We start from the raw sequence: 17,545 nt of genomic DNA, 5'->3' as shown, positions 1-17,545 counted from the left end.
TTTGCTCCCTTAACGTATCTTCAAACTAGCCAAACCAATCAAAACCAACACCACACTAATAATCCAAAAGCGCACAATTACACGTGGTTCGGGCCAGCCTTTTAATTCAAAGTGGTGATGGATCGGAGCCATACGGAAAATACGACGCCCTGTCAGCTTGTAAGACGCCACCTGTAAAATGACAGAAACGGTTTCTAATACAAAAATCCCGCCCATGATCACGAGGACCAACTCCTGACGCACAATAACCGCCATCACGCCTAACACGGCACCCAAAGAGAGAGCGCCCACATCCCCCATAAACACCTGTGCGGGATAGGTGTTAAACCAGAGGAAGCCCAAGCCCGCCCCCACGATCGCACCACAAATAATGATCAACTCACCTGAACCCGCCACATAGGGGATATGTAAGTAGTTAGCGAACTGTACATGCCCACTCAAATACGCAAACACCGCTAAGGCACCGGCTACCAACACCGTTGGCATAATTGCCAAACCGTCTAAGCCGTCCGTCAAATTCACAGCGTTTGAGCTGCCAACGATGACAAAATAGGTAAAGACAATAAAAAAGATCCCCATTTCCAACACCACACCCTTAAAGAAGGGCACTATAAGCTGTGTTTCGACTGGGCTTTGTGCGGTCATAAACAACAAGACGGCGGCTCCGAGACCCCCGATCGATTGCCAGAAATACTTCCAGCGTGCCGGCAAACCACGTGGATTTTTTTCCACCACTTTGCGCCAATCGTCTACCCAACCCACGGCACCAAAAACGACTAAGACAAAGAGGGTAATCCAGATATAACGATTGCTGAGATCGGCCCAAAGAAGCGTCGCCACGGCAATGGATAAGAGGATCAACCCCCCACCCATGGTCGGTGTGCCTGATTTACTGAGATGAGATTGGGGGCCATCGTTGCGCACCGCCTGGCCGATCTGTTTAAGCTTCAGCTGACGGATCAAATAAGGACCAAAGACCAACGACAACATCAGTGCCGTCAAGACCCCGAGAATACCGCGCAGGGTGATGTATCGGAATACCGTAAAACCTGTGTAGTACTGTGCTAAAAATTCACTCAGTAGCAAGAGCATGCGGGCGCTTCCTCTTTCATTAATGCATCCACCACCCGCTCCATCCCAGCACTGCGGGAACCCTTGACTAAACAGGTCACCTCAGCCTTGGCCAGGGGCTTCAAAGCTTGAATCAAATCTAATATGTCTGGGTAATGCTCGGCTCGCATTCCCAAAGCTTGTGCGGCTTCACTAGCAACCTGCATCCACCGCCCTGTTGTCATCAACAGATCAATTGACTTTTCTGCGGCATAAACACCCATCGCACGGTGGTGCGCCTCCACGCCTTCACCTAACTCAGCCATATCACCCAAGACCAGAATGCGCCGCCCAGAGCAGGCCGCAAGATAATCCATTGCCGCCTTCATCGCTTCTGGATTGGCATTGTAAGAATCATCAATGAGCCGTGTCTGTTGAGGTGTACGTAGAGGAAACATGCGGCCTTTTACCGGCTGACACGCACGAATACCTTCCTCTAAATCCTGTAATGGGTAGCCTGTCGCCACCCAGGCCGCGGCAGCGGCGGCAAGATTACTCAGATTATGACGCCCGAGCAATGGTAAACAGCTTTCCACTCTCTGGCCGTGATAGTGCAGCGCACAGAGAAGACGACCCTCAGCATCCTCATCCAAGAATTCCACGCGCAGATCCGCAGCGGGTGCCTGCACAGCGAAGGTGAAGAGCTTGGCACCCTGCTGTCGCACAACCTCCATCCAAAAGGGGGCATAGGGATCATCCAGATTGACTAGACCCCAGCCTTCAGGTGAGAGGGTGGAATAGATTTCTGATTTCGCTTGGGCTACACCGTCTAAACTGCCAAAACCTTCGAGATGCGCCGCATAAGCATTATTCAAAATCGCAACATCAGGTTGCGTAAAGGCCGTGGTATAAGCGATTTCACCACGCGCACTGGCTCCCAATTCGATGACCGCATGAGTATCTTCATCGCTTAGTCGCAAAAGGGTCAGTGGTGCACCGATCGCATTGTTTAAATTGCCTTGAGTCGCCAAGGTTTGACCACGCAAACTAAACAAACGCGCCAGCATCTCTTTAACTGTTGTTTTACCACTACTCCCAGTGACGGCCACCAAAGGACCATGAAAGCGCTGCCGATTAAAGGCCGCAATCTCGCCCAGTGCACGCAGTGTATCCGGCACACAAAACTGCGGCAGATCAGAAGCCACAGGATGATCGACCACCAGCGCAATAGCCCCTTGGGCTTGCGCCTGATCGACAAATGTATGAGCATCAAAACGTTCGCCACGCAGACACACAAATACATTTCCGGCAGCCACCTTGCGGGTATCCGTACTGATACCGGTAATCGGCAGATCCTGATCCAGATGTGATGGCTCAAGTCTTAACGCTTGTGCGAGAGTGGCCAAGGTCCAGTGCCCGATCATGCTTGTTGTCTCCTCAGCGCTAGCACCTGCTGTGCGATCTCTTGGTCAGAAAAAGGGAAACGCTGAGCGCCCACCTCTTGGTAGGTTTCATGGCCTTTACCGGCGATAAGCACTATATCCTTAACCTCTGCCTGATCCAGCGCGTAAGTAATGGCCTGCGCTCGATCCACTTCAATCTGAGGTTGCAAGCGCCCATGCAAGCCAGCACAAACCTCTTCGATAATCTGCTCAGGTGCTTCATAACGTGGGTTATCACTGGTAATCACCAGCTCATCCGCCCAAGCTTCAGCAACTGCGGCCATTAACGGTCGTTTGCCCTTATCTCGATCCCCGCCGCAACCGAAGACCAGAATCAACTTTCCTTCAGCACGCCGATGCGCCTTGAGCGCCACCAATACCTTTTCCAGTGCGTCCGGTGTATGGGCGTAATCCACTAATACCAGGGGCTCATCTTCTCGCGAAACCACTTGCAAGCGCCCTTGAACCGGCTGCACCTGAGCCAAGGCACTCACCACCTCTGTAAGCGTAAATCCCTGGACACCCAACAAACCCGCGGTCAGTAACAGGTTGCTGAGATTAAAATGTCCCAAAAGAGGTGTCTCAAGTGCGGCTTCTCCCCAGGGCGTCACTAATCGAGCGCTCATCCCTTGCGGCTGAAGCTGCACATCAGCGAGGTAGATATCAGCTTCAGGCTTGTCTAGGGAGTAGGTTAAAAAGGATTGGGGCAAAGTCCGCATCCACTCCTGCGCACAGGCGTCATCTAGATTCAAAAAGGCATAATCGAGTGGCTGCTGGAACAGTTTCGCCTTAGATGCCGCGTAATGCGTCATATCAGGATGGTAATCAAGGTGATCGCGGGTGAGATTGGTAAAGCCTGCCGCTTGAAAATGGACGCCGGCAACCCGTCCCTGATCCAAGGCATGACTCGATACTTCCATTGCCACATACTGCGCGCCTTGAGCTTGATATTGTGCGAGTAAGGCATGCACACGCACCAGATCCGGGGTGGTATGCGTCGAGGCTTGAAGTTGATCGAGAAAACCATTACCGATCGTACCCATTAAAGCACAAGGCTTGTGTAAAGCATTTAAGGCTTGGGCTAAAAAGTGGGTCGTTGAGGTTTTACCGTTGGTTCCAGTAATCCCTATTACTTTTAACTTGTTTGAGGGATGACCATAAAAAGCACTGACCAGCCACCCCAAACGCGCTTCAAAATCCTCCAGAGGCCAAACCGGCATAGCCGTATCCAGTAAAGGCTCAGCTAGGTATTGGGCATCAATCAGCGCCGCCACAGCACCCGCTTGCGCCGCTTGACCTAAAAAATCGGTAGCATGATGTTTCACCCCTGCGCGGGCAATAAATAATTCGCCCGGGCGCAGATGCCGTGCGTCTAGAGAGATCCCACAAATCTCACGCTGACTTAAGGGTTCAGGCAGTTCGGGCAAGAGAGCGCCCAAGGGCATACACAAACTCATCGATTCGCCACCTGCGTTCTGACTTCCGGGAGCTTATCCGGATCGATGTTTAACAAGCGCATCGCTCCCCCCGCAACCCGTGCAAACACTGGAGCGGCGACTTCACCCCCGTAGTATTCACGGCCTTTTGGATTATCCACCATCACTACGATCGCCAAGCGTGGATCGGAAACAGGCGCGACACCGGCAAAAACCGCAATATATTCATTGCGGTTGTAGCCCCCGGCGCCGACACGATGCACCGTACCGGTTTTGCCAGCGACTCGATAACCCGGCACGGCTGCACGTCGCGCGGTGCCTTCAGGCCCAATCACCGTCTCCATCATTTTTAATACCTGATCCCCAGTACCCACGGGCATGATGCGCTGGGCAGGCTGCGCTTGATCCTTGATCAAAGAGACAGGACGGAAGAGCCCGTCGGTGGCAAAGGGAATATAGGCCTGAGCCAACTGTAAGGGAGTCACGGATAAACCATAGCCATAGGCCATGGTTGCACGCTCAACCACCTGACGCTCCGCTACAAAAGGTAGTTGACCGCTGCGCTCACCAGGGAAATTAATCGCACTCACCTGCCCTAAGCCCGCGCTTTGCATCAGCTTCGGCAAGCGATCGTGCTCCATATCCAAGGCCAAACGCACGGGGCCCACGTTACTGGATTTAGTGATAATGCCCGTAAGATCTAAATCCCCATAATTACGAAAATCTTTCACTGTGGCATTACGGACACGCATCGTCCCAGGCGAAGTTTTGACCACCGTATCCGGGCGATAACGACCGGTCATTAAAGCTGCTGCAATGGTCATGGGTTTCACGGTTGAACCTGGCTCAAACAGATCTGTGACGGCCCGGTTACGCATCGCCGCACTTTGCAAGCGTGAACGGTCGTTCGGGTTATAAGAGGGCTGATTCACCATCGCCAAGACTTCACCCGTTTGCACATCCAGAATCACGACCGAACCGGAATCTGCCTGATGGGCTTCAACCACCGCTTTTAATTCTCGATAAGCCATATACTGCACGCGCAGATCGATACTTAACTGCACATCCTGACCAGGGCGCGCATCTTGTAACGATTGAATATGACGAATCGTACGACCCACACGATCGCGCATCACCAATTTACGCCCTTGCTCACCCTGCAACGCCTGCTCATAGGCCAGCTCAATCCCTTCCTGCCCCGCACCATCAACATTAGTGAAGCCAACGATATGCGCCGTCACTTCCCCTGCCGGATAAAAACGGCGGTACTCACGATCAATGTTGACGCCAGGTATACCAAGTGACTGTACGGTTTCCGCAAACTCAGGCGTTACTTGTCGGCGCAGATACATAAAACGCCGCTCGGGATTGGCATTGATGCGGCCTAAGAGTTCATCGCGCGGGATCTCAAGAAGATGGCTGAGAGAACGAATTTGCGGATGTTGACGATCAAAGAACTTTGGATCCACCCAGATACTAGCCACTGGCGCACTCACCGCCAAAGGTTCACCATTGCGATCAGTGATCAAACCACGATGCGCCGGAATTTCCATTGTACGAATGGTGCGCGCATCCCCTTGGTTTTGCAGAAACTCCTGATCCACCATATATAAGGACATCAGTTTTGCGGTGATCGCCAGCACCACGGCGCCCAAAATGGCAAAAACCAGCCACAGACGCCAACTGCGTGCGGCTTGGGTGTTTAGTGTGTCATTTTGGCTGCTCATGTCGAATGATCTCGATCTCTTTGGACTCAGGAGCACGCATCTGTAAGCGCGACTCCGCTTCACTCTCTATACGGCTGTGGCCACCCCAGGTACTTTGTTCTAAGAGCAATTGCCCCCATTCCACCTGCAACTCATCCCACTGATGCACCAAAATCTGGTGATCATTAAACAAGCGCCGATAGTCGTAGGCGGCCTGAATCACCATCAACGCCGTCACGACTATGGCCAGAATCAAACTCAAGACCAAAAGGGTGGGACGAAACAGCTCAGCATTACTGATCAGAGGTTGCGGAACCTCTTCTCCCTCTGCTCGTGCGTGCGTCCAACCTAACCACTTTTGCTGAAGATCTTTTAAGCGCATTTCTCGGCCACACGCATCACAGCACTGCGCGAACGCGGATTAGCTGCCACTTCAGCCTCACTGGCTCGTATCGCCTTACCTAAACTTTTTAATCGCTGACGTAACATCGCCTGTGTGACCGGCATATCGACGGGCAGATGCTCATCGCCTTTAACATGACGACGAATAAAACGCTTCACCAAACGATCTTCCAAGGAATGAAAACTGATGACGACTAGATGTCCACCGGGCGCTAGGATCTCCAGCGCTTGGTCTAAACACTGCTCAATCTCTTCCAGCTCTCGGTTGATATGGATACGAATTCCTTGAAAGGCACGTGTGGCAGGATGCTTACCTTTCTCCCAGCGCGGATTCGCAGCCGAGACGATTGCCGCAAGCTGAGCCGTGGTCGTGATCGGGGTTTGCTGCCTGGCATTCACAATTGCTTTTGCCATGCGTCTGGAGAAGCGCTCTTCGCCATACTGGAACATAACATCCGCTATTTCGCTTTCACTGGCACGCGCGATCCACTCTGCGGCACTTTCACCGGCTTGAGTATTCATGCGCATGTCCAGAGGACCATCCTGCTGGAAACTGAAACCGCGTTGAGGATCATCCAGCTGTGGCGAACTGACCCCCAAATCTAAAAGCACACCCTGAACCTTACCGCTGAGGCCACGTGTTTTCATGGCCTGCTCAAGCTCACTAAAAGACGCATGCATAATCTGAAAACGCGAATCTTCCGCCGCCAAACGCTGGGCATGCTCAATCGCTTGTGGGTCTTTATCAAAAGCGATGAGTTGGCCCGTTTCTGCAAGGCGCTCAAGCACACGACGGGAATGGCCGCCCCGCCCAAACGTACCATCCACATAACAGCCAGCGGGATCGGTCACTAACGCATCCACCGCTTCTTCCAACAGCACTGTAATGTGGCTGAACGCCTGACTCATAAACTTTCCGTATAGATTGAATTACAAGGATAAAAGCTGCATCTCTTCCGGCAATACCGCATCAGAAACAGCCTGCAAATACTCTTCACGTGTTTGATTCCAGAGCGTCTCATCCCAGATCTCAAACTTTTTTCCCTGCCCAACCAGAACAAGCTTCTTATCCAATTGCGCGTATTCACGCAGCATGGTCGGTAACAGAAGTCGACCACTGGCATCCAGCTCAAGATCAGTCGCATGGCCAATCAATAGACGCTGAATACGCCGAGCCGCAGGGTTATAGCTGGGCAAAGCCTCAATTTTGGCTTGAATCAGTTCCCACTCAGGTAAGGGATAAAGGAGTAAACAACGTGCTTCGGTATCAATGGTCGCCACCAGCTGATTCGCACAGAGCTGTTCGATCAGATCTCGATAGCGAGCGGGAACCGCCATACGTCCCTTGGCATCCAGATTGATCGGGCTGACACCGCGGAACATCGCCCCCACCAAACCTCCCAAAATCCCCACTTTGAACCACTTTTACCCACAATTGCACACTATAGATAGTAACCCTAGGCAATGCAAGGGCGCTCAAAAGCACTCTTTTCCAGGGCATGACCGGCCATAACCGAAAGAATTTTCAGCAAAAAGCCGGCCTAAAAAGTCAGGAGCCAATAGATTTATCGGATAAACAGGGAGTTAGGAAAAATAGACCACTTAGAGTTCAAGCTTGAACTGACAAAAACAGAGGGAATGAAGGTGAAACGGCACAAAATAAAGAAGTGAGCCATTCACTAAAAAGCGGGATAAGAAAGGGGAAGTCTGCCGATAAGCCGGGTTCTGTCGAGGACAGTCATTCATCTGGGACGCATGTCACCATGCGCCTCTAGCGACCTACCCGGATCCGGTGTGGGCCACACCTATATGGATCCCTATTTGGTCTTGCTCCGAGTGGGGTTTACCATCGCCGTGGAATGTTGCCACCCACGCGGTGCGCTCTTACCGCACCGTTTCACCCTTACCGGCATCCGAAGATGCTTAGGCGGTTTACTTTCTGTTGCACTTTCCGTCGGCTCACACCGCCCAGACGTTATCTGGCACTTTGCCCTATGGAGCCCGGACTTTCCTCCACCCTGCGAACAGGGCAGCGACTGCCTGGCAGACTTCCGGGGCGCAGCTTAACAGGATCTCCCCTGAAGGCAATCTTTATTTTTGCAGGAGCGATTCGTAAAGCAGCTTTTTATTAACACCGGTGATCTCGGCAGTAATGGCGGCGGCTTTCTTCGGTGGCAGCTCTTGCGCCAAGCGTTGCAGGATTTTTAAGCTATGCTCATCCACCAGCTGCTCTACCTCAGTGGATGGCGCGCCCTGAATCAGCACAACAAATTCGCCCTTCTGCTGATTAGGATCGGCCTGCATCCAAGTCAACAGATCCTGTAAACAGCCACCTCGTATCGTTTCAAAGGTTTTGGTTAATTCTCGTGCGACCACCGCTTCACGCTCAGGGCCAAATACCTTCAACATCGATGCCAAAGAATCCAATATCCGGTGCGTGGACTCATAAAAGATTAACGTGGCCGTAAAGCCCACCCATTCCTGCAAAATTCGCTCACGCGCACTGGCCTTAGACGGCAAAAAACCACAAAACATAAAACGATCAGATGGCAAACCCGAAACACTCAGCGCCGCCACAAAGGCACAACAACCTGGAATCGGAGAGACCTTAAATCCCGCAGCACGTACAGCACGTACCAAGGGATAGCCTGGATCCGAGATGAGTGGTGTTCCGGCATCCGAGACCAGTGCCACACTTTGGCCCTCCGCCAACTTATGCAAAATCAACTCGGTGCGCTGTGTTTCATTGTGCTCATGCACTGAAATCATCGGCGCTTTAATGCTAAACTGCGCAAGCAAGCGCCCAGTGTGGCGAGTATCTTCTGCTGCGATAAGATCAACACTTCCCAGCACTTTGATTGCGCGTGGCGAAAGATCATTCAGGTTGCCAATAGGAGTGGCTATGACATACAAAACGGGTTCAGACATGAGAATTCCAATTCGCGGTAATGCACAACGCGTGACTCGACAAGAGTATAAGATGAAGCCGCTGAGCTTGTCTTTCCTTTTACTCCTTCTTAGCCTTCTACTCTCGGCCTGTGCACCTAGCCCCACGAGCACCCGCGCACCTAGCCTCACCTCAGCGGATAGCGTTGATAGCCTATTGCGTGCGGCTGATCAAGCAGGCCCTATTCGCGCTGCCGAACTCCGTGTACAAGCCGCTCGCCGCCTACTCAGCCTGAATCAGCAACAAGAGGCGATTCGTGTCCTGGCGCAAACAGACACGCGTAACCTTCCCCCTTCTTTAGGGTTTGAAATTGCTCAGATTCGCGCCCTGAATGCGCTTCAACAACGCGACAGCCAGCAAGCGCTGGTCTATCTCGATTACACCCAGCTACCACGCGACCTCGACAGTGAGCAACTGGTGCAGCTGAGTGAACTCCGCGCTGATGCCTTTGAACTGCAAGCAGATTATCTCGCCGCCACACGCGAGCTCATTGCCAGCAGCCAGATGACTGAAGACCGTCAGCAACAGCGCATTCTGCATGATCGTATTTGGCGTGAATTAAATGCCATGCAAACCAGCGATCTACAACGCGCACGCCAAGACCGCAATAACACCTATTTTGAGCAGGGTTGGTTTGAACTGGCACATGAAGCTCAGATCAGTCAACAGCTAGCGGGAGATCTACCTGATGAGTGGCTCTTCCGTTGGCAAGAGCATCCAGCCGCTTTGATTCCACCGGCAGCTTACAGCCAGCAACCTGAAACCAGCAGCCCAGCAATCGGCAGCTGGAGCGCACTGGACAGCTTACCTGGCGCGAAACGTATTGCCTTAGCACTTCCTTTCAGCGGCCCGCTGGCACAAGTAGCCACCAACCTCAGCGATGGGTTTATGACCGCTCTACAAACAGATACACAAACTGCTACTCAAGTTGTGACCCTCGACACCACACAAATCCAAACCTCGGCCCAACTCTTCACGCTAGCCCTACAACAGGGCGCCGATTGGATTGTGGGTCCGCTAGAGCGTGAACTGGTCAATCAACTGGCCAATAGTCCAGAGCACCCCCTTCCGGTTCTGGCTTTAAATCAGAGCCAATCCGGCAGTAATCCGCCTTTCCAACTAGAACTTTCCAGTGAACATGAAATTCGTGGCCTTGTAGACTACGCCATCGCTTCCGGCTTTCGCACGGCCTTGATCATCAGTAGTGATGCGCCCTGGGCCAGTCGCTTAACACAAACACTGCGCCAAGAATATAGCAATCGCGGTGGCCAGCTTATCGGCAGCCTAACCTATAATACTCAGGCCAGTGCTTCAGAACAGATTCGCGGCCTCCTCGTACAAGATCCCGCTCTGGCACGGAGCATGCCTAGCCGCTCACGCAGTGGGCAACAGGTGAACGTCAGCCACGACAGCCAAGTCATCTTCATGATTACAGATGCCACCGATGCCCGCCTCATCCGCCCCATGCTAGCCTATCACTACGCAGGCGGGATTCCTTTACTGGCAACCTCGCATGTATACGAAGGCCCAGCCAACGCCGTACGTGATGCCGATCTCGACGGCATTCAATTTATTGACCTGCCCTGGCGCATCACCTCTAACTCCAGCACGCGTGAAGCCCTGAGCCAACACCGTACCGATGTGGATACAGATATGGGCAAATTCTACGCACTGGGGGCTGACGCCTATCATTTACAACGCCATCTCTCTCAGCTCAATCCAGGGCAAGGTGCACTCATGGAGGGTGAAACCGGCCGTCTAGCCTTTGATAGCCAAAAACGTATTACGCGCAGCCTCAGCTGGGCTATATTCCGTAATGGTGTTCCACAACCCATAGCGCCTTAGAAGGATGTAGCGCTTTAAAGAGATCAATAGAAGGAGTGTTTTCATGGATCGAAAACAACACGGCACGGATGCCGAAAACCGCGCCCTGCTCTGGCTCGAAGATCAGGGTCTGCGCCTAATCCAACGTAATGCCCAGTGCCGCCTTGGCGAGATAGACTTGATTATGCAAGATCAATCGACGCTTGTGTTTATTGAGGTGCGGCAGCGTCAAAGCCAGGCCTATGGCGGTGCAGCACTTTCCGTCAACTGGCGCAAACAACAGAAGCTGGCACTGACCGCACGCTACTTACTGGCACGCCACCCGCACTGGAGCGACTACCCCTGCCGCTTTGATGTGGTTGCTTTTGAAGGAAATTCATCCCCAATATGGTATAAAGACGCCTTTAGACCCTAGGTAGAGAATTCGGAAGCAGACATGGAACTTCAGGATCGCATCATCCATCAGTTTCATCATTCGATGGAAATTAATGCACAAACCATTGAGCAGTATACGCCGATGCTGGCGGCTGCCGGTGAACTCCTGCTGCATTGTCTGGTCAGTGAACATAAGTTGTTATGTGTCGGCAATGGCGCCTCAGGTGCGCTGGCACAACACTTTAGCAGTCTGCTGATGAATCGCTTTCGTCATGAACGCCCAGGCTTACCTGCCATTGCTCTGAATGCCGACAGCGCCAGCATGAGCGCGATCGCTGAAGACAGCGGCTTTGCGGAGATTTATTCCAAACAGATCCGCGCACTGGGTATGCCCGGGGATATTCTCATCGCGGTTTCCGCCACAGGCCGCTCAGCCAGCTTAGTGCAAGCCATTCAGGCCGCACATGATCGGGAGATGGTCGTGATTGCTCTAACAGGAGGAGATGGCGGCAACATGACCGCTCTCTTAAGACCAGATGAAATTGAGATCTGCATTCCATCAGAAGATGAAACCCTAGTACACCATGCGCAGTTGTTGGCACTGCATTGCCTATGCGACTTGATCGACTATCAACTATTCGGAGCCTGATCTATGTCTAAAAGCCTACCTTGCTTAATACTTGCCCTAAGCCTCCTCAGCGGCTGCTCAACCTTTGTGAGCTCGGCCCGGGAAACACCCATCCAAGAGAATGATGGCCGTCGTACCCTAGGAAACTATGTTGAAGACAATTCGATAGAGTTCAAATCCAAGGTCAATCTGAATAAAGGCAGTGCCGAGCTTTCAAGCTCGAATATTAACGTCAACGCATATAATGGCCAGGTTCTACTGACCGGACAAGTCCCCAGCCAGCGTATCAAAGATGAGGCGACTCAGGTTGTTCAGCAGCTGCGTGAAGTGCGCAAAATTCATAACGAGCTAGAGATTCTTGGCCCCACCTCGATGATGATTCGCGCCAACGACACCTACATCACAGGTCGTGTTAAAGCTCAGTTGTTAGCAGATCGCAATACAGAAGGCATGCGCATCAAGGTTGTGACTGAAAACGGCGTAGTTTACTTGATGGGCCTAGTCACACCGCAAGAAGCCGACCAAGCCGTGAACACAATTCGCGGTATTGTGGGCATTCAACGCATTGTGAAGGTGTTTGAGTACATCTAACCTGAGATTCCAACACTTAGAAAAAAGGCTCCCGAAGGAGCCTTTTTTTTAGTTTTTCACGATCGTTAATTTGGGCTTGCCTTCAGCACGAGGGGGAACCTCGCGAGGAGGCTCATCGTTTGAATGGGGCAGCTCTTCAGCCGCTTCTGCTTCCTGCATTAAGGCTTCTACACCCGGCTCAACACCGAACCCCATGCCCTGGCCATTTTCACGCGCATAGATCGCCAAAACGGCCGCAGTCGGTACAAACACGTTCATCGGCACTCCGCCAAAGCGTGCATTAAATGACACCCCGGTATGATCCATAAACAGATCACGCACGGCAGACATCGCGATATTCAGAACGATTTGGCCGTCCTGAACAAACTGCTCAGGCACCATCACCCCCTGCACCTGAGTATCTACCGCGATATAGGGCGTCCACTCATTGTCTGAAATCCATTCATACAGCGCTTTCAGCAAATAAGGACGGCTTGGAGTCATAACAATTACCTAAATTAAGATCTTACTTAAAGACGATCAATCGCGCATTTCACGCTCGGCATCCGAGAGGCTAGCCTGGAAAGACTCACGCTCAAACAGACGCTTCATATACGCATAAAGTGGATTACACTGAGGCTTAGGCAACTCAATCCCCATGACCGGCAAACGCCACAACACAGGCGCCAAGCAGCAATCTACCAGCGTAAATTCATCACTCATAAAATAAGGCTTGTCTGCAAAAATCGGTGCGATCGAGACCAGCCCATCACGCAACTCTTTTCGGCAACGCTCAACTTCATCAGGATCGGCTTCAGCAGACAGAATTGTGTCCACTAAACGACCCCAATCACGCTGAATACGGTAGATGTAGAGACGGCTTTCTGCACGTGCAACAGGATACACAGGGAGCAAAGGAGGATGCGGGAAACGCTCATCCAGATACTCCATCATGACACCCGACTCATAGAGCACCAAATCACGATCCAGCAATGTCGGTAAGCTGTTGTAAGGGTTCAGCCCCACCAGGTCTTCCGGCATATCCTCAACTTTACAATCGACGATATCGACCGCCACACCCTTCTCAGCCAAAACGATGCGCACACGATGGCTATAATGATCATCGCCATCGGAGAAAAAGGTCATGGAGGAACGCTTTGTCACCACTCCCATCGGTTTACCTCATTCTGTATAGAGCTATAAACAAAAAATCTACGCGACCCTTAAGAGTCGCGTAGCTTTGAGAGATGCTTAATAAATTGATTAGTGAATATCGCGCCAGAATTCACGTTTCAATAGATAAGCAACAAATGTAAAGATCGCCAAGAAGATCAAAACGAAGGTACCAATACGCTCAGACTGCAAGCGTGATGGTTCACCCACGTAGGCCATGTAGTTGACCAGATCATAAATGGCACGATCAAACTCTGCGGAGTTCATAGATCCCGTGTTCGCCTGAACCGTCATACACTGACCACTACGATTACCGGTCAGAGGATCTAAAGTTCCACGGTTTCCACGTTCCATCAGCTCATCAATGGTGCAGTTATTCACCACAGCACCTTGAAGATCTTCCAACACATTTGGCATACCCACGTCTGCGAACAGAGCGTTATTCACACCCCAAGGACGCGCCTCATCGCGGTAGAAGCTACGCAGATAGGTATATAACCAGTCTGTACCACGCAAACGTGCGCTCAGCGTCAGATCCGGTGGCGGAGCACCAAACCAACCTGCGGCATCGCCCTTATCCATAGAAATGGTCATCAGATCATTGATCTTATGCTCACCCAGGATCAGGTAGTCTTCGACCAGATCATGCGGCAGGCCGAGATCGTCAGCCGTACGTGCAAAGCGCTGATACTCCATAGAGTGGCAGCCCATGCAACGGTTCACGAACAGCGCCATACCACGCTGTAGAGACTCCTGATCACGCAGATTAGGCTTCATCTTATCCAGCGGATAAGGACTTGCAGCTGCCTGCACAACCGCAGGCATCAGCACCAATAAGAGTGCAATTAAATATTTTTTCATCAGCCTGTCACCCTCTGCGGAACCGGTTTAGTGCTTTCCATTCTGGTGTAGAACGGCATCAGCAGGAAGAACGCAAAATACAGAACCGTACAGATCTGAGCGACCAGGGTACGACCATCCGTTGATGGCAAAGCACCCAAAATACTCAGGATCACGAAACTCACTGCAAAGACGGCGAGGAACAGCTTGCTGATGATACCCTTGTAACGCATTGACTTAACTGGACTACGATCCAACCAAGGCAGTACGAACAGAATCGCAATCGCAGCACCCATCACCACAACACCCCAGAATTTTGCATCCAGACCGAAGAGGTTAAAGGTCACCGCACGCAGCATCGCATAGAAGGCTGTGAAGTACCAAACCGGTGCAATATGGTCTGGTGTTTTCAGCGGGTTAGACGGTTCAAAGTTTGGACGCTCAATGAAGTAACCGCCCCCTTCTGGGAAGAAGAAAACAACGATTGAGAAGACAAACAGGAAGACACCCACACCCACAATATCTTTAACGGTGTAATAAGGGTGGAAAGGAATACCATCTTTAGGTACACCATTCTCATCCAGATTATCATGGATTTCGATACCATCTGGGTTGTTTGAACCCACTTCATGCAGAGCAATGATGTGCAGTACGACCAACGCCAACAGGACGATCGGCAGCGCCACAACGTGCAACGCGAAGAAACGGTTCAGCGTGATCCCAGAGATCAAGTAATCACCACGAATCCACTGCTGCAGATCCGCACCCACAACTGGAATGGCACCAAACAGAGAAACGATTACCTGAGCACCCCAATACGACATCTGACCCCATGGCAGCAGGTAGCCCATGAAAGCTTCCGCCATCAATACCAGGTAGATTGTCATACCGAAGATCCACACCAACTCACGCGGCTTACGGTATGAACCATACATCATGCCACGGAACATATGCAGATAAACAACCACGAAGAAAGCTGAGGCACCGGTAGAGTGCAGATAACGTAACAGCCAACCATATTCAACATCACGCATGATGTATTCGAGAGATGCAAACGCACCCTCGTCGGATGGGTTATAGCTCATGGTGAGCCAGATACCGGTAATAATCTGATTGACCAGCACTAACAACGCCAGAGAACCGAAGAAATACCAGAAGTTAAAGTTTTTGGGTGCATAGTACTTAGACAGGTGATCTTCCCAAAGCGCGGTCGCAGGAAAACGATCATCAATCCAGCCCATCAGACCCGGATTACCTTTATTACGGTGGCCAGCCATTATACTGCCTCCTGATCTATACCGATGACGAGAGTGTTCTCATCCTGATAGGAATGCGGTGGAATCACCAGGTTAGTCGGTGCCGGCATTGCGCGGTAGACACGACCTGACAAGTCGAAACGTGATCCGTGGCAAGGGCAGAAGAAGCCACCTAACCACTCGCTGCCCAGGTCCGCAGGTGCAATATCAGGACGATAGGTTGGTGAGCAACCCAGATGCGTACAGATACCCACCATCACCATGATATCCGGACGCAAAGCACGCTCCGGCGTATTCGGGATATAGTCGGGCTGTTCAGCTCGACGCGACTCCGGATCCGCCACACGATCATTCAGCTTTGCCAGGTTAGCCAAGGCTTCTTCGCTACGACGTACAACCCAGACCGGACGTCCACGCCACTCAACGATCATTTGCTGACCCGGCTCCAGCTTGCTGATATCTGCCCGCGCAGGTGCGCCCGCCGCTCTGGCTTTCGCACTTGGATGCCAGGACGCTACAAACGGCACCGCTACACCGACCGCACCCACTGCCCCAAGGGCAGATGTAGCACCGATCAGCAGGCGACGCCGGCCTTTGTTCACGCCGTCATTGCTCATCAACTTCATCTCCACGTATTCGACATTTCCGCTGCACTAATGCACAGAAGTCCTGCCGCCAGTCATTAAAAACCCAAATTCAGGATTCTCTAAATGGCGCAAATATTAAAGAAAATACCCAATTTATACAAGGTGAATTCCTGTGTGCCTTTAGTCTACGATCCTGATCCCATTACAGATTTCTCGTTTAAATTCAGTCCATTTAAACGCAAAAACCCGACTGCAAAGCAAGTCGGGTTTTTGGATTTCGCCAGATAATCTGGACGAAAAAATTAACGCTTGGAGAACTGTGGACGCTTACGTGCTTTACGCAGACCCACTTTCTTACGCTCAACCATACGCGAGTCACGCGTTACGAAGCCTGCTTCACGCAGTGCTGGGCGCAGAGTTTCATCATATTCCATCAGCGCACGAGTGATACCGTGACGGATCGCACCCGCCTGACCGAAACCACCACCACCTGCAACAGTGACATAAACGTCGAATTTTTCAACGTTACCTGTCAACTGCAGTGGCTGCATAACGATCATACGAGCCGTTTCACGACCAAAATACTCTTCCATCGTGCGCTGATTGATGGTGATTTTACCAGTGCCTGGACGCAGGAAGACGCGAGCAGTTGAAGTTTTGCGACGGCCAGTGCCGTAGTACTGAGTTGTAGACATCTTCGCCTTCCCCTTAGATATTCAGTTCTTTAGGTTGCTGAGCTGCGTGCGGATGTGTGTTGCCCGCATACACTTTCAGCTTGCTGTACATAGAACGACCCAATGGGCCTTTTGGCAGCATGCCTTTAACAGCCAACTCAATGGTGCGCTCAGGGAAAGTCTGGATCATCTTAGTGAAGTTTGCTTCTTTAAGACCACCCGGGAAACCAGAATGACGGTAGTACATCTTGTCATTGCGCTTGTTACCCGTCACGTTCACTTTTTCAGCGTTAACGACAACAATGTAGTCGCCCGTATCAACGTGAGGAGTATATTCAGGCTTATGCTTGCCACGCAGACGGCGTGCAATTTCAGTTGCCAGACGACCCAGGGTTTTACCCTCTGCGTCCACAACGTACCAGTCGCGTTTAACTTCGGCTGGCTTAGCGCTAACAGTAGTTTTCATTGCTTAATTACCTTAACTCGTTAAGTCTCTTTCCGTTTTTAACAACGGTCCCGACTTACCTTATAGTTATTCGTTGGCTCACAGAATGTGAGCAACCTTCACAACCCCAAAAAATGGGAGCGCGCATTATAGAGGTATCTATATAAAAAAACGAGCCTTTCGACTCGCT

At 51.6% G+C, this 17,545-nt stretch carries 19 protein-coding genes and 1 other RNA gene; 4 read left to right on the top strand and 16 right to left on the bottom strand.

Features of this window, described 5'->3' with window-relative positions; translation table 11 throughout:
* Window positions 1-9: 9 nt before the first annotated feature.
* The 9 genes from mraY to rsmI all read right to left on the bottom strand — a co-directional run bounded on the left by mraY (window position 10) and on the right by rsmI (window position 8,964).
* A complete protein-coding gene (mraY, locus tag E1H14_RS11295; protein ID WP_149391581.1) occupies window positions 10-1,092 on the bottom strand; it encodes a phospho-N-acetylmuramoyl-pentapeptide-transferase in 1,083 nt (360 codons plus the stop codon).
* Window positions 1,077-2,474 carry a UDP-N-acetylmuramoyl-tripeptide--D-alanyl-D-alanine ligase gene (locus tag E1H14_RS11290; protein WP_149391580.1) on the bottom strand — a complete coding sequence of 466 codons (1,398 nt, stop codon included), beginning with the start codon at window positions 2,472-2,474 and terminating at the stop codon, window positions 1,077-1,079. The genes mraY and E1H14_RS11290 overlap by 16 nt, the downstream gene beginning before the upstream one ends.
* A complete protein-coding gene (locus E1H14_RS11285; protein WP_149391579.1) occupies window positions 2,471-3,949 on the bottom strand; it encodes a UDP-N-acetylmuramoyl-L-alanyl-D-glutamate--2,6-diaminopimelate ligase in 1,479 nt (492 codons plus the stop codon). Before E1H14_RS11285 ends, E1H14_RS11290 begins: the two co-directional genes overlap by 4 nt.
* Window positions 3,946-5,655 carry a peptidoglycan D,D-transpeptidase FtsI family protein gene (locus E1H14_RS11280; RefSeq protein WP_149391578.1) on the bottom strand — a complete coding sequence of 570 codons (1,710 nt, stop codon included), beginning with the start codon at window positions 5,653-5,655 and terminating at the stop codon, window positions 3,946-3,948. The genes E1H14_RS11285 and E1H14_RS11280 overlap by 4 nt, the downstream gene beginning before the upstream one ends.
* Window positions 5,639-6,016, bottom strand: coding sequence for a cell division protein FtsL (gene ftsL, locus E1H14_RS11275; RefSeq protein WP_200834095.1), 378 nt, complete (start codon window positions 6,014-6,016; stop codon window positions 5,639-5,641). Before ftsL ends, E1H14_RS11280 begins: the two co-directional genes overlap by 17 nt.
* Window positions 6,007-6,945, bottom strand: a complete 939-nt coding sequence (gene rsmH, locus E1H14_RS11270; RefSeq protein WP_149391577.1) for a 16S rRNA (cytosine(1402)-N(4))-methyltransferase RsmH — start codon at window positions 6,943-6,945, stop codon at window positions 6,007-6,009. Before rsmH ends, ftsL begins: the two co-directional genes overlap by 10 nt.
* Window positions 6,946-6,966: 21 nt before the next feature.
* Window positions 6,967-7,419, bottom strand: coding sequence for a division/cell wall cluster transcriptional repressor MraZ (mraZ, locus tag E1H14_RS11265; RefSeq protein WP_149391652.1), 453 nt, complete (start codon window positions 7,417-7,419; stop codon window positions 6,967-6,969).
* 315 nt (window positions 7,420-7,734) lie between these two features.
* Window positions 7,735-8,088: RNase P RNA component class A (gene rnpB, locus E1H14_RS11260), an RNA gene on the bottom strand.
* Window positions 8,089-8,127: 39 nt separating this feature from the next.
* Window positions 8,128-8,964 carry a 16S rRNA (cytidine(1402)-2'-O)-methyltransferase gene (gene rsmI / locus E1H14_RS11255; protein ID WP_149391576.1) on the bottom strand — a complete coding sequence of 279 codons (837 nt, stop codon included), beginning with the start codon at window positions 8,962-8,964 and terminating at the stop codon, window positions 8,128-8,130.
* On the opposite strand from rsmI, the gene E1H14_RS11250 reads away from it, so the two are divergent.
* The 4 genes from E1H14_RS11250 to E1H14_RS11235 are packed head-to-tail and all read left to right on the top strand — an operon-like array spanning window position 8,939 to window position 12,401.
* On the top strand, window positions 8,939-10,828 hold the full coding sequence (locus tag E1H14_RS11250) for a penicillin-binding protein activator (protein ID WP_149391575.1): 1,890 nt from the start codon (window positions 8,939-8,941) through the stop codon (window positions 10,826-10,828). The genes rsmI and E1H14_RS11250 overlap by 26 nt on opposite strands.
* 43 nt (window positions 10,829-10,871) lie before the next feature.
* Window positions 10,872-11,222, top strand: a complete 351-nt coding sequence (locus E1H14_RS11245) for a YraN family protein (protein ID WP_149391574.1) — start codon at window positions 10,872-10,874, stop codon at window positions 11,220-11,222.
* Window positions 11,223-11,243: 21 nt separating this feature from the next.
* A complete protein-coding gene (locus E1H14_RS11240) occupies window positions 11,244-11,831 on the top strand; it encodes an SIS domain-containing protein (RefSeq protein ID WP_149391573.1) in 588 nt (195 codons plus the stop codon).
* A 3-nt stretch (window positions 11,832-11,834) separates the two neighbouring features.
* Window positions 11,835-12,401: a BON domain-containing protein gene (locus E1H14_RS11235; protein WP_149391572.1), complete on the top strand. Its 567-nt coding sequence runs from the start codon at window positions 11,835-11,837 to the stop codon at window positions 12,399-12,401.
* A gap of 48 nt (window positions 12,402-12,449) precedes the next feature.
* Here E1H14_RS11235 and E1H14_RS11230 read toward each other — a convergent pair whose 3' ends face one another.
* The 7 genes from E1H14_RS11230 to rplM all read right to left on the bottom strand — a co-directional run bounded on the left by E1H14_RS11230 (window position 12,450) and on the right by rplM (window position 17,376).
* Window positions 12,450-12,884 carry a ClpXP protease specificity-enhancing factor gene (locus E1H14_RS11230; RefSeq protein ID WP_149391571.1) on the bottom strand — a complete coding sequence of 145 codons (435 nt, stop codon included), beginning with the start codon at window positions 12,882-12,884 and terminating at the stop codon, window positions 12,450-12,452.
* A 36-nt stretch (window positions 12,885-12,920) separates the two neighbouring features.
* The gene (locus E1H14_RS11225) at window positions 12,921-13,553 is read right to left on the bottom strand and encodes a glutathione S-transferase N-terminal domain-containing protein (protein WP_149391570.1); all 633 of its coding nucleotides are present in this window, start codon (window positions 13,551-13,553) and stop codon (window positions 12,921-12,923) included.
* Window positions 13,554-13,643: 90 nt separating this feature from the next.
* Window positions 13,644-14,414: a cytochrome c1 gene (locus E1H14_RS11220; protein WP_149391569.1), complete on the bottom strand. Its 771-nt coding sequence runs from the start codon at window positions 14,412-14,414 to the stop codon at window positions 13,644-13,646.
* Window positions 14,414-15,670, bottom strand: coding sequence for a cytochrome b (locus E1H14_RS11215; RefSeq protein ID WP_149391568.1), 1,257 nt, complete (start codon window positions 15,668-15,670; stop codon window positions 14,414-14,416). The genes E1H14_RS11220 and E1H14_RS11215 overlap by 1 nt, the downstream gene beginning before the upstream one ends.
* Window positions 15,670-16,266, bottom strand: a complete 597-nt coding sequence (gene petA / locus E1H14_RS11210) for a ubiquinol-cytochrome c reductase iron-sulfur subunit (protein ID WP_149391567.1) — start codon at window positions 16,264-16,266, stop codon at window positions 15,670-15,672. Before petA ends, E1H14_RS11215 begins: the two co-directional genes overlap by 1 nt.
* A gap of 272 nt (window positions 16,267-16,538) precedes the next feature.
* Entirely contained in the window at window positions 16,539-16,931 is a 393-nt protein-coding gene (gene rpsI / locus E1H14_RS11205) for a 30S ribosomal protein S9 (protein ID WP_149391566.1), read from the bottom strand.
* A 13-nt stretch (window positions 16,932-16,944) separates the two neighbouring features.
* Complete coding sequence (gene rplM / locus E1H14_RS11200) at window positions 16,945-17,376, bottom strand: 50S ribosomal protein L13 (protein ID WP_149391565.1); 432 nt, start codon at window positions 17,374-17,376, stop codon at window positions 16,945-16,947.
* Window positions 17,377-17,545 lie beyond the last annotated feature (169 nt).

Origin of the sequence: Nitrincola tapanii, assembly GCF_008368715.1 — a bacterium.
GTDB lineage: Bacteria > Pseudomonadota > Gammaproteobacteria > Pseudomonadales > Balneatricaceae > Nitrincola > Nitrincola tapanii.
The sequence above is the reverse complement of the archived record's forward strand: the minus strand, read 5'-3'. Positions and strand labels throughout refer to the sequence as shown.